This is a genomic window from Ekhidna sp., assembly GCF_965227465.1.
In the GTDB taxonomy this organism is placed as follows: Bacteria; Bacteroidota; Bacteroidia; order Cytophagales; family Cyclobacteriaceae; genus Ekhidna.
The window spans coordinates 1,539,386-1,554,313 of the sequence record NZ_OZ245746.1 but is presented as its reverse complement, the minus strand read 5'-3'; the positions used below and the strand labels follow the sequence as shown (position 1 = coordinate 1,554,313).

At 42.6% G+C, this 14,928-nt stretch carries 1 protein-coding gene; it reads right to left on the bottom strand.

The window, feature by feature from the left end; all coding sequences use genetic code 11:
- Positions 1-29 precede the first annotated feature (29 nt).
- Positions 30-14,888, bottom strand: a complete 14,859-nt coding sequence (locus tag ACO05G_RS06900) for a T9SS type A sorting domain-containing protein (protein WP_421765296.1) — start codon at positions 14,886-14,888, stop codon at positions 30-32.
- Positions 14,889-14,928 lie beyond the last annotated feature (40 nt).

The following is a 14,928-nucleotide window of genomic DNA, read 5'->3' as shown; positions in this document are numbered from 1 at the left end:
CCAGGGCTTTTTTCATAGCTTGATTATTATCAATGAAGGACTATAACTCGTTTAGACTGACGCTTAGCATCCTCCCCGTACAGGTGAATGAAATACAACCCTGATGGTAGATCAGTGGTTTGCACCGTCATGGTTTTCGTACCTATACTCATGGCTCCTTTCAGCACTTCTCGTCCTGCTTGATCATATATAATCCAGTCAGTTTCTTCTGAAAGCGGATTAGCAAATTCAACGGTTACTTCTTTATCAGCAGGGTTCGGATAAAGCGAGAAGTCTTCCAGCTCATTATCCAATCCAAGAACGTTATCTCCTCCAATTAACAATGTGTCTTTTGCCTGGTAAATCTTTTTTGTATTTAAATCCTGAGCAAATGCAATCACCTGGAAGTTTTCTGGTGTGTACATGTTGTTTATCGACCAAAACAAAGTGTCTATTGTCAAAACATCATCTTGTAATATTGGAGCAGCTTCATATTGTCCTGCAGCGCTTGGAAGAAGCTTTCTCAGCACATTATTCAGCGTTACATTGGTTTGATTTAACATCACTGTCACTTGTGGTTCCACAACTGCTAAAAATAGACCTACTTTAGCATTAGCTGCCAAGTCTGTTGTAGCTCTAAAGCTGGCTGCAACTTTTAAATCATTATCCGAATTTACTTCCGCACTTAAGTTAATGTTAAATATTGGCTCTTCTAACTTGGCATTATCCAGACGTGCTTCCAATTCTGATGTCGGATCTGAAAGATTTTCAACAAGGAAAGCATCTCCACTTATTGCAATGCTAGGAACATCTGCTACTCCATAGAAGGAGCTTTTTGCTCCCGGATCTTTTGTATTCCTACTGTTCAGTTGATCTCCAAGTGTGCCTTCGTTGGCAAAATCAGTAAAATAATTGATGATCAAAACATCTGTACCGTTAAAATCAGGATTGGCATCAATGGCGTTATTGAAGTTCATACTTTCCGGCTTTAATGTCGACGAGAATAACTCCACTAAAACGATCTGATCTCTGTCATAGATTCTGAAATCATCAAAACCAAAACCCTCAGCATCCCCTTTTTCTCCCGCTTGACCTGAAAGTGAAAATCTAAAACGAACATATGCTGGATCATTAACCCCTAAAGGTGAAATTCCCAGTTGCCAATCACTACCCTCTGCTCCTTTTTCTGTAGCCCATCCTATTCCCTGGTTATTTTGGCCAACTTCATCTGCTGGTGCTAGTGAACCCGGGGCAGCAGTAATTGCCTCTCGGTCATACCAGCCAGGAGTCGACGCAAGTCCCTCTTCTTCTAGAAGTGGATCATAAGAACCCACATTTAGCCAGGTACGTCCATCATCTTCAGAGTATTGAAGGACAGCCCCATCTCTAAAGGAATCAAATCCTGAATAGCGATTAATACTGATTGTCGGTGAACTGAATCCGGAAATATCAAATGATGGCGAATAGACAAATGAAATCTCTCTGTCGTCATCTGAATTTGTTAGCGAGTTATACAAGGTATAAACCGCATCTGTATTATTTCCGGTTCCAATAGGTGTAGACCTTTGATCCCAGGTAGTGATTAGATCATCACTTTTTCCATCTAAGCTTCGGGTTTCGATATGCCATCCTCCAACTGCGGAGGTCAAATCAAATGCAGTAGCTGCATTGAAATCCTGGTCATAAACACTCGTTGCATTGAAATTGGTAAAGTGAGGTAAAATATGAACATCTCTTGTCAGTATAACGTCACATCCTGCCGTAGTGGTGATTCGTAAATCTACGGTATGTGTACCACTAGCTGTAAATGAATAGTTAAAGTTTAATGGAAATGATAGTGGATTCCCAGGATCTCCATCCCAGCTGTTCACGAGAATCCCATCAATATACAGTTCTACTATATCGACATCAGCAGCAGCCAACGCAGTATTATCTTGATAAATGGTAAATTCAGTGCCCTGCGGATGATTAGCAGTTAAACCAATCCAGGTAAATGCAGGAACCGGCTCTTGACCAACCGTGACTGATTTACTCAATGATACTGCTGCGCATTGAGTTGAAAAAGTAGACCCTGCAGCCGAAGGATCGTAAGTAGCAGAAACCGAGAAATTAGCAGTCGTTTCACCTTGGCTAAGCGCATAAACTAACGTATCTCCCTCTGCGGATCCACTTAGTGTTTGTTCTACATTACCATTGACCGACCATTCAAAAATGTATAAGTCTTTGTTATCCGTCATTTCTACAAAGACCTTAATAGCTGATGATGCACAAGAATTAGCCACCTGAATACCATCTATGTCATCATTGATATTAGTTCCAACAAATTCAGGTCTTGGGTTAACAGAGAATGTCTTGCTTACGGTATGTTCACATCCATTATCGTCTTGATAAGTATACTCAACAGTATGACTTGATTGACCAAGATACGGGTCTGCTCCATTGGCATCAGAAGCAGCAAATACAGCCTCTCCATTATTTGTTGAAAGTGAAACGCCCGGAATACTAAATACTCCACCCCCCAGAGGAGCCATGGTCGATGCATCAACTCCCACTAAAGTTATTCCGCTTTGATCATAGCAGAATTGTTGTCCATCCGAATTATCAGGAGTAACTCCCGTGTATTCAAATGTGAAATCAATGTCCGGACTAGGATTTATGATAATCGTCTCCGCGTACGTGACTTCACAACTGGTCGGTAAATTTTGATACGTTCTATTTGGATCACGATAAGTAATATAAATAGAGTGCACCGTAGAAGAACCTCCAATACTTTTTCCTCCAACAAACGGATTACCCCCTGCTCCTTCATGCCATGTTTGAAGATCAATTTGCGGAATAGATCCGCCAGCTGGATCCTGTGCCACAGTTGCATCTGCCCAAGCTACTTGAATAGGGTCAAACCCAACCGTATCAATATTATTGGTAGCATATGAAAGCACCTCCCAGCTTATAACATCTGCAGCATTTACTTGGACACTTTCATCCTCTAGTGTTAAGGTCATGGTCACAAAATCATCCGAACAGTACTCATCTAAAACGAAGATTTCAGGAAAATCCAAACTTGGCAAGTCTTGCTTTTGATGGGTCTCCGTTACAGAGTTAAAGCATCCTATTGGATCAGTCACGAATACTTCAATGGTAAACTCTTCAGCATCCGTATTGAATGATAAGGTGTTATCATCATTTACTGTCTGATTAATACTACCAATGGTCCAGTCAAAGATGTAGCCGGTATAATCAGTAAGCATAGTTACTCCTGCTCCATCTGTCGGATCAATTAATTGAACCTCTACATCTACGGTATTCCCTTGAATGTTACAAATGGAAGTGAATAAGATTTGGTCACCCGCTTCAGAACCACCAACAACTGCATTAAACTCTGGAAGTGGATTTACAAAAATACTTTTCTGGAAAAAATGAGAACATCGCGTACCATTGACATCCGTATACCTATACTCAATATCGAATTGAGTTCTCAAGGCGAATTCATCTCCCAATAACTCAGCTGCATTTATGGTAGCTTCGCCATTGTTGGTAGGAACACTAACACCACTCACGAAAAATTGACCTCTTGAAAGAGAAACGGTATCATTAGCGAAAATTTCAACACCTCTTAGCGTAATATTTCCGGCGTTTCCTGTTTGATAGCAAAACTCAATATTGTCATCATATGACCCGTCAACAGTGAAATTCACATTCGGATTTGGGAAAATGGTCAGTGTTCTTGTTACGGTATTTGAACAGTTGGTATTAACCCCTTGATATTCAATTTCAGGATCTGTGTAAACAATGGAAATCTCATGATACGTTGTATCACCTCCTACACTTCGAAGGATACCACCTCCAAAATCCACAAATGCGTTACCTCCGGCATTTTCATGCAAAGTTTGGAGATCAAGATCTGAAGTAGCTGGAAGTGTTCCTGCACCTGTTCCTGCAGCTAAACCAGTAACTGAACCGCTGCTATTACTTGAAGTAATACTCCAACTCACAACATCAGCAGGGTTTATGGAGCTTCCTGGGCTTGCCAGATCACTATTATTGTCCAAGACGTCTACAGTTGGATTTGCATCATCCGAACAAAGCTCAAAATCTCTTGCCGTAGAAGATCCGTTCATGTTCATTATCAGAACTGGCAATGATTGCTTCGTATGATTTTCCTCAACCAACACCGTACACCCGTTTGGATCTTCAACAAGAACGTCAATCTCCAGGTCCACATTACTGGAGGTGAAACTAAAATTATTATCATCATCTACCGCAGGAAATGTTGTTGTTCCAACGGTCCAGGTAAACGTGTATCCTGTATAGTCTGTAATTTCTGTTACTCCATCAGCAGGATCAATCATTCGCACATACACATCAATATTGCCACCATCATTACAGATAGCATTGAAGTGGATTTCATCACCATCCTCAGGACTTCCATTACTTACCGGAATCGTCTCAGGTCTAGGATCTACAAAGAAGGTTTTTGAAATCACGTATTGACAACCACTACTACCATTATCATCTGTATAGGTAAAGTTGATGGTGTGGGTTGATCGTGTGGCAAATGCATCCCCTCCATGTGCTGAAGTTGGATCAAAAACAACCTCGTTGTTACTGGTTGTACCTAAGCCAGCTCCTGTTTTTGAAAATACGCCGGTTGCTAAACTTAAGTTGGCACCAGTGGTCGAGTTTAATGTAGCTGTTTCCGTACTGGTCTGCCCTGCGATTGTTTCATTGGTTACTGCATCAAATGATCCTGTAACATTCGTTAAAATCAAATTGGAACCATCATCTAATACGACTTCCCCGGATGCTCCACTTGTTTGACCTAATACAGTTTCACCTATGGTAAATGTGCCAGTAGCCGCTGAATACCCAAGCGTCCTTTCATTAAAAATTCCTCTTAGGGTAATTGGGTCGTCATCGTAACAGAAAGCCGTACCATCAGGATCTGCATTATTCGTTCCTGAAATTGTGAATGTAATATCAGGATCAGGAAAGATCGTAAGTGCTGTCGAAAGGGTATTGGTACACCCGTTGCTATTGATAAAGTCCATTGTAATGACATGAATGGTGGATAAACCACCTACCGTATTACCTCCTACAAGAGCATCTGTATGTAAGTCACTTAAATCTAATGTTGGATTTCCAGAACCTGTTTGTGTTCTTAAAATAGCTCCCAGGTAATCATTGCTCAGGTAGGATTCAATGGTATAACTCAGACCAGCTAGTTCTCCACCTGTAATCGAACCTCCATCTGCTTGCAGATCTATTACAATATTTGCTTCATCATAACAGTATTGATTATTAGAAGAAACCTCAGCCTGGTTAGAAACATCAACATCTGTAAGAACAGGCTCAAAAGAAAGCGCCGCATCATCTACAAACTCCACTTGAATAAATGCTTTTCCAGTGGTGAAATTTTCACAACCAGCAAAATCATCAACGTCTGTTTGCTGCGTCACGACAAAATAGCGTGACTGAGAAGAAGTAATATTGGAAGAGTTAAGGCCTAAATCATTAAAAGTAGGATCCGTCGCATTTGGATCTGGATCAGTGTACAAAAGGGCCCCTACGGTGGCACCTGCATCTGATGAATACCATTTGAAGTCTTTTGGATCTCCAAACGCTGAGCTAGCCTCTAAAACTTGAGTTTGATCAAGCTCACTCAAACAAATCACATAATGGTAATTATCATCAGATGCGTTTCCATCTGTATCCGCAAAAGTACCTCCTTGAACAGCGATCGTTGGTGGTCCTTCCACGCTGTGTACCTCTATTGTCACCGTGGTTTGTGCGCTTTCACAACCAAGGAATCCCCTTGACTCATTGGTACCTTGAATTCTTGATACCTGGAATGTGTAGATTCCGGGTGTGTTATTATCATACTGAGCCAATGTCGCATCAGTCAGCAGGTTTGCAGAGGTAAGGTTTGAACCATTGCTTACACGCAAAATTTCATCCGTTCCATTGGCGGCATACCATACGTATTCATCAATACCAGAAGCTGAGTTAACAAATGAGGAGAATGCCCCTCCCTCACAAACATGAAGATCAAGTGATGAAAGTGTAGCAAAATCCCCTGCAATAGAAGGAGCAACTGGTATATCAGAAGCTTCTATAAACACGGTTGTAAGATTACTAAGACAACCCTGGAAATTAGAAGCTGGATTAATATCACTTCTTAAATAGACGTAATATCGATAGGTCTCTATAGCTGTTGGTTGATCGGCGGATATCGGGATGATGTTGGTTGTGTAATCATTAAATCCTAAGTAATTAAAACCATTAACCCCATCACCTCCAGCTCCGGCAGCCAATCCATCATCCAGATAACTAAACACACGGTATTCATCATTGCCAGTAAGAGCCGGTAGCGTCATGTCATCGGGAGTCGCTACTCCTCCTGGTGCATTTGTACAGTAATCAAGGGTGTACGTCAGACTCGTCTCAACAGCTCCTGTCCGGACCAAATCTTCATCAAAAGCTCCAGGTAAAGTGAGCTCAACTGCATCCTCACGACCATACACCGTTACCGTCACTTTTCGAAGTTCAGATTCACAGTTATTTGCGGATGTTGTACTAAAGTAAAACTCTTTAGTTTCAGCAGCTGCAAACCTTCTCAGTGCGTCCATGTTTAATCCGGCATTCGTTGCACTTAGTACTGGAATATCCTCGGTTCCGGGGATTTCCTGCATACCCTCATCATACCATTTAACATCCGCAGCTGAATATGTGATATTCGTTATTTCAGCAGAAACAGAGCTTGTTCGTATGTGTGTTCCAACTAAAAATTCACCAGTGAAATTAGTCATCGTCAGACTCGTTCCGTTATCTGTGAGTACCGTGCCTATCGCTGAACTACCAGGGAGACCTGCAAATGTGGAAAATGAGAACACGGTATTGCCAACCGCAAATGAACCACCGGTTAGGTTGGTATAGTCAATGGTAATTGTTGTTCCATCTAAAACAAACCCGCTATTATACGCATCATTAATACAGTATTCAAGTAAATACTCGTCCGTATTCACAAAACCTACTGCTCCACCATCTGCAACTGTTCGTGTATTCAATTCCAACTTTGAAGGAAGCGGATTAATGGTAAAATCTATCGACGTAGAACCGGAACAGGTCACCGGCGTAAGATCGTCTTCAGTGACATATACAATTCGGTAGTTACCAGTCTCATCTTCTGTTGTATTTAAGTCTTGATCCGGATCTGTGGGATCAAACTCATTTCGTAGCGTCATTCCAGATCCAAGCGCATCTGCTCCTGTAAAGTCTTCATACAGCGCATAAATACCCGGAGTGGCAGTTTCTTTCCATAACTCATATCCATTGGTAATACCTGCGTTAGTCTCATTCATGTAATTTGGCAACCAGGCGGTGTACTGATCATCCGGATTTTCTGCAGTGAAACTGGTAATGTATTGAGCATCTCTTTGTAAGGTGAAGGAAGCTTCGTCTTCACAATACGTCGGGTTCACATTTGCAATGGATACATCAGGCTGACCGTACACTTCCATGTAATCAAACTCTATTGTGGTGGTACCAAGTGTATTATCGAAGCGATATCGCTCTACATAAAAGACACTACCTTCTCCCGGATTAGGGAAGTAGTCGTTTGCCCCACCAAATCCACCATGATCTAACGTAGACCAGGTTGTTGGATCAAAAGGAATCTCATAGCCCCCATAGGTAATATTGAATTGATTAAGTGCATTGTTGAAAAAGTACATGAATGAACTATTTTCATTTCCATCCCTTACGTTTTGTGAAAAACTATTATCAAAGAGTACTTGGAACGTATTGGCTGGATTAGATACCCAGAAATTCGCATCTTCTATGGTCAAATTTCCAGCAAGTGGGAAGTCATCTATGCAATAAGCATCCGCTAATGCAGGAGCAAAAAATTCCGTTTCAGGTACTACTTCAAAGGTCACTGTGCGAGAAATGGACTCAAGCGTTGTGTTATTGGTTACACTGTAAGTAATGATATGCGATTGCGGACCACCAGCCCCATCATCCCCGGCAACAGCCGGATCGAAAATAGCTAACAATGGATCCGCTCCACCTCCTACAATTGAAATTCCATTTCCAGTAACATTGACTGTATGTCCTGCAGGATTACTTAAGAAAATGGTATCTCGAGCTGCTACGACAGAATAAGATCTATTCACAAAAGTGCTCTCATCATTATCCGGATGCACGTCATCGTAGACAAGTACGTTGAATTGCAACGCTTGACTCTCACATCCACCAGCTAAATCTGTTATTTGATACGTATATAAGCCAGGACTGGTGGCGGCTAAAGTAGTATTGTTATTGCTTGAGGAGGAATTAATAAGTCCTCCAACTGAGTTATACCAGTTGGCAGTGCCGGTAGGACTGGCTACTAGTGTAAATGGTCTCAATACTTCAGATACACCTACAGCTGCCGTATTGGTGGTCCCCACTTGAGCACTTGTTTGTCCCGTGATTGTCTCTCCTGATCCGACCGTTCCAGAATTGAGGTAGACATCCATTTGGGTTCCCGTATTGGTTCCGGTAACCATGGTGCCTGTAGCTCCTCCGGAGAATACAAAATTTTCACCATTCGCAAATGTTGGACCAGCATTATAATTAATCGTAACTCTAGGCAGATAACGCGCAGTGTAACTGGTAATGGGCGTGCCTGGCGCAGTTGATTCTTCTAAAGAGGTAAGAGCCGCTGGAGATAATTGGCTGCTTAAATCTCCAATACTCGTTTGACTTGTAAGCATGATGTTATCACCTCCTATTGAGATGAGGCTATTCGATCGCGCCGTAGTTCCGGTTGCCTCAACTATCAATCCATCTATTGTAATCACATCATCTGCGTCACCTGTCCCATCATCTACCAATGCAATACTGATAGAAGAATTACCGATGTATTCAACAGTACCAATTGAGATATCTGGAGTACCAGCCGTGTTAACAATAGTAGGAGTAGCGCCTGTATCAAAAATAAATCCTGCAGGAAGATTGAATATTAAATCACCACTCGCACTGAAGTCAGTTGTGGCCGTTTCATTAAGTTCTATTGTGGAAAGAGTCTCTGTTGCTCCAATACAAAGATTAATGACATTAGGTCCTGTAAAAACAACGCCTCCTTGTACATCAATAACATTCGGAATAGTTGCCGAACGTATATTAATTGGGGAAGCCAAATCAAAAGTGGTGTAAGACACAGAATAAACCTGTAAATCAAGAGGTGTCGATAAAGCGCTACCGTCTAAGGTCCAGTTACCCACACCGTCATTAGTGGCAGAAAGTGCTGAGTTAGCTCCTATGCTTATCAGAACTGTCGCATTTGGATCATCAATTGTACCTGACAGATCAGGTGTAGGGTCATTCGTAACCGTAGGACTGGCTGTATTTATGGTAAAGTACGGCGCAGCTCCATCGTCCGTATTAGTAAAAGAGGCAATGGCATTTCCAGCACCTGCGGCATCTTCCAATATTGCTGCAACGTCAATATTTACACCTGGCGTGATATAGGTGTCCTCAACCCCACTCTCGACAAGTGTTAAAGTTACATCTGGTGAGGAAACAGCAAAACCACCACCTGCAATTGAATAACTATCTGTTAATGAAAAATCTGTGTCATCAATACTGTTGTCAACAAACGCTTCAGAGAATGTGACTGTAATTTCATCTATTTGACCATTAAGGTCGTTATCGGCTGTAATTGCGCTAAGAATGGCTGGACCAGCACCATCTGTAATAGATCCGGAAACAATTGTACCTCCATCACTTGCATTGGCTGCAGTATCTAATAAAGAAACTCCAGGCGTATAAACAAAATCTCCTTCAACAGCAGTACCACTACCATTTACCGTAAGCGTAAAGCTCTGATCGGTATTATCTACGTTAGCAACACCCGTAGCAGCTACTCCATTATAAGTAAACTCAGAGGGGTCAATAGCCGAATCATCGATATTATCTTGAGCATCTATCTGAATACGATCGACGTTTCCATCCGCATCATTATCAAGTATAGTCGCAGTGAAATTAACAAATCTTGGAGCTGCAAAATCGAAATGTTGATCAGGTGTATCACCCGGTACGGCATCATCTTCAGTAGCTTGAGATTCTATCCTGTCCGTAGTTCCCGTTTGATAAGTAACCTGGAGGTTAGCAATACTTGTGCCTGGCTGAGGGTCTCCGGTGAACTGAATCGTGACGGTTTGTCCTGCATTAAAAAATCCATTCGTAGGAAAAGGGCTACTGTCATAATCAACATTATCCTGAGTGACTGGCGTGGCACCATTCGTAATTGCAATACAGTCTAGACCATCGGCACCATCTGAACCGCTAAACTCATCAATATCCCAGTCTACATTAAAGCTTATTGAAACACCATCAATCTGACCATCACCATTTTGGTCAAGCCACTCGGCTATTGACATATCAGGAATTGCAGGAGGAGCCAAATTCTGCTCGTTATCGGTCGGATATTGAGTAGCGTCTGCTGTATTGCCTGCCTCATCATAAATGTTACCGTCTGTATTCCATTGGGTAGTTTCTCCTCCTACTGCACTTCCAGTATAAGAAAAGAAAACCCTAATATCTGTTTCGCCTCCAAGCAAATTATCCGAGCCTAGTCCTGCTTCACCTGTTCCGGTGGAGTTCACCTCAACCACTGTTGGAACGGTTAAGGAACCACTTTGGAAATTGAAACTAAAGTTTGGCTCATCTACCGGTATAGTATTTCCTGAATCTCCCCAAACTCCTTCACTAAATACGATATCAGCCGTACTGTTACCCGTTATAGTAACACTCATGATTCTTGGCTTAGCCAGATCAAGTATTGCTTCAGTGATCTCTACACCAGCCTGGGCTTGATCATCTTCAAAATTACTTGCTGCACCTGTCACATCCGATGAGCCAGCAGTAGTCCCTACGGTGGAGTAACCTGCAGCTGCAACATCCATAACTAAAAGTCCATAAGTGCCATCGTTTGTGAGTGATACATTTGCGTCACCAAGGGCGTTACCTCCGCCTCCATCATATGTAGAAGCATCTGGCATAGTCAACGTACCTATATCATCATCAAGTACTCCTCCAACAACATCAAAAACAATTTCACTGAATACGTAGGTCATCTGATCAATTGTGCCATCATTGTCCGTATCTTCAATTCTTAGCTCGGTCAGCACCGGAGCGGCAGCATCTATTTCCGTAATTGTTAAGTCATTAGAAGCTTCATTTCCTAAGAGATCCGACAATTCGTTATTCGCATTATCTTGTATGTATTCCAGAGAAAGATCATCAGTTGTCCCAAGATCCACTTCCAATGTAAAAAATTCATCAATTGTTAAAAGATCCGAACCATTATCTACCCCAGGGGACCCACCAGGAGAAAGGGTAAATACTGCTGGTGAACCATCAATCTGGAAATCTGCAGCCTCCACTGAGGATTCATTAACAGGCTCAGACATTTCAACTAAGATCTCATCAACACTTCCATCACCATCAAAATCATAGTAAGTGGCATCTACGAAAAAGATATTCTCTGTGTCAATACTAAAAAGATCATCTTGATTTGTGTTTGTCGCAGTAATACCATTTCCAGTAGCATCCTGACCCCCGCTTACTAAAACATCAACATCTGGTAAATCTACATTGGCATCTGCCACATCATAGGTAACCACAAAGGTTTGATCATTAGGCCAAGAAACGCCATTTACCGATAATGTAGTTGATGGATCTTCCGCCCCATTATCAAACGTAATGGAAGGGTCTTGCGAACCATCATCAATCATTGATTCATCAAATGCTACAGTTATCGTAAACGTACCAGTTCCTACATCTGAATCAGATATTACTGATATGTTGGGAGTAACAGTAGTGATTGAAGGTAATTGCGTATCTAACACAAAAGCAGGAGAACTATCTCCTACATCAGCATTGCCAACGACATCTGTGGCTCCACTGGTAGAGGATACATCCGCAGTTTCGGTAAAGGATTGCTCAGAAGTGCCATCATGGGTAAATGTTTCTGTCCAGGTATCATTCGTGAAAGTTGTAGTAGACCAGGCTCCATCTGCATTTGAAGTGAAATTCGCACTTGAACTGAAGGTAATCGCTGGATTAGTTCCTGCATTCATCGCCTCATCATAAGTCACCGTCACAACCTGTGTCAGATCACTCGGAAAAATCGGATCACTATCTATTGTCACCGTCGCTGTGGGTGATTGCGTATCTATCTGGAATGATGGTGAGGTATCTCCTAAATCGGCATTGCCAGCAACATCTGTTGCTCCACTCGAGGATGCTACAGTTACCGTTTCTGCTGCGATCTCTTCTGCAGTACCGTCATGATTAAAGGTCTCCGTCCAGGTGTCATTCGTAAAGGTCGTCGTGGACCAGGCTCCATCTGCCGCTGAAGTGAAATTCGCACTGTTATCAAAACCAATGGTTGGTGTTGTTCCTGCATCCATTGACTCATCATAGGTAATCGTAACTACCTGGATCAAATCTCCTTGTGATATCGGATCACTGTCCACTGTTACAGTGGCGGTCGGCGATTGAGTGTCAACTACAAATGAAGGTGATGTATCTCCAATATCCGCTATACCAACCACATCCGTAGCTCCACTTGAAGAGGCCACTACTGCAGTCTCTGAAGCAATCTCTTCAGCCGTTCCATCATGATTAAATGTTTCTGTCCAGGTATCATTAGTAAAGGTCGTTGTAGACCAAGCCCCATCTGCGGCTGAAGTGAAATTAGCACTAGTAGTAATAGAGATCGTTGGTGTTGACCCAGCGTTCATAGACTCATCATAAGTCACCGTCACAATTTGTGCCAAATCACCAGAAAAAATGGGATCACTGTCTACTGTCACCGTCGCTGTTGGTGCTTGCGTATCTAATACAAAAGCAGGAGAACTATCTCCTACATCAGCATTGCCAACGACATCTGTGGCTCCACTGGTAGAGGATACATCTGCAGTTTCGGTAAAGGATTGCTCTGAAGTGCCATCATGGGTAAATGTTTCTGTCCAGGTATCATTCGTGAAAGTTGTAGTAGACCAGGCTCCATCTGCATTTGAAGTGAAATTCGCACTTGAACTGAAGGTAATCGCTGGATTAGTTCCTGCATTCATCGCCTCATCATAAGTCACCGTCACAACCTGGGTCAGATCACTCGGAAAAATCGGATCACTATCTATTGTCACCGTCGCTGTGGGTGATTGCGTATCTATCTGAAATGATGGTGAGGTATCTCCTAAATCGGCATTGCCAGCAACATCTGTTGCTCCACTTGAGGGTGCTACAGTTACCGTTTCTGCTGCGATCTCTTCTGCAGTACCGTCATGATTAAAGGTTTCCGTCCAGGTGTCATTCGTAAAGGTCGTCGTGGACCAGGCTCCATCTGCAGCTGAAGTGAAATTCGCACTGTTATCAAAACCAATGGTTGGTGTTGAACCTGCATCCATTGACTCATCATAGGTAATCGTAACTACCTGGGTCAAATCTCCTTGTGATATCGGATCACTATCCACTGTTACAGTGGCGGTCGGCGATTGAGTGTCAACTACAAATGAAGGTGATGTATCTCCAATATCCGCTATACCTACCACATCCGTAGCTCCACTTGAAGAGGCCACTACTGCAGTCTCTGAAGCAATCTCTTCAGCCGTTCCATCATGATTAAATGTTTCTGTCCAGGTATCATTAGTAAAGGTCGTTGTGGACCAAGCCCCATCTGCGGCTGAAGTGAAATTCGCACTAGTAGTAATAGAGATCGTTGGTGTTGACCCAGCGTTCATAGACTCATCATAAGTCACCGTCACAATTTGTGCCAAATCACCAGAAAAAATGGGATCACTGTCTACTGTCACCGTCGCTGTGGGTGCTTGAGTATCTAATACAAAAGCAGGCGAACTATCTCCTACATCAGCATTGCCAACGACATCTGTGGCTCCACTGGTAGAGCTTACATCTGCAGTTTCGGTAAAGGATTGCTCAGAAGTGCCATCATGGGTAAATGTTTCTGTCCAGGTATCATTCGTGAAAGTTGTAGTAGACCAGGCTCCATCCGCATTTGAACTGAAATTCGCACTTGAACTGAAGGTAATCGTTGGATTGGTTCCTGCATTCATCGCCTCATCATAAGTCACCGTCACAACCTGTGTCAAATCACTCGGGAAAATCGGATCACTATCTATTGTCACCGTCGCTGTGGGTGATTGCGTATCTATCTGAAATGATGGTGAGGTATCTCCTAAATCGGCATTCCCGGCAACATCTGTTGCTCCACTCGATGAAGCTACTGTTACCGTCTCAGCCGCAATCTCTTCTGCAGTACCGTCATGATTAAAGGTTTCCGTCCAGGTGTCATTCGCAAAGGTCGTCGTGGACCAGGCTCCATCTGCAGCTGAAGTGAAATTCGCACTGTTATCAAAACCAATGGTTGGTGTTGAACCTGCATCCATTGACTCATTATAGGTAATCGTAACTACCTGGGTCAAATCTCCTTGTGATATCGGATCACTATCAACTGTAACTGTAGCTGTCGGTGAGCCTTGATCAAGTGTAATTCCATGGTTATTATTAGTCGCAACTATTGCTGCACCACCCGGATCATAGACCGCACTGACTGTGAGGGCACCATCTGTTTCACCTGATATATTCAAATCCACTGTCCATGGACCATCGGCCCCAGAAATTGTAGCTGATTGCGTAACACCCCCTATCGTCACATCTACTGTGGTACCTCCAACAGCCCCTCCAGCACTTGTTCCAGCAACAGTAACTGTTGTAGCTTCAGATGCATTGACGATATCATCTATCTCAATGGGTGTTGTTATGGTGATTGTTTGTGCTAATCCAGAAACAGAAAAGCAAACAAACAGTAATGTGAAAAATAAAGAATATCCAATCTTTCTCATGATCAGTAGTTTAGAGGAAAATAAAGGTGACAACAGCTAC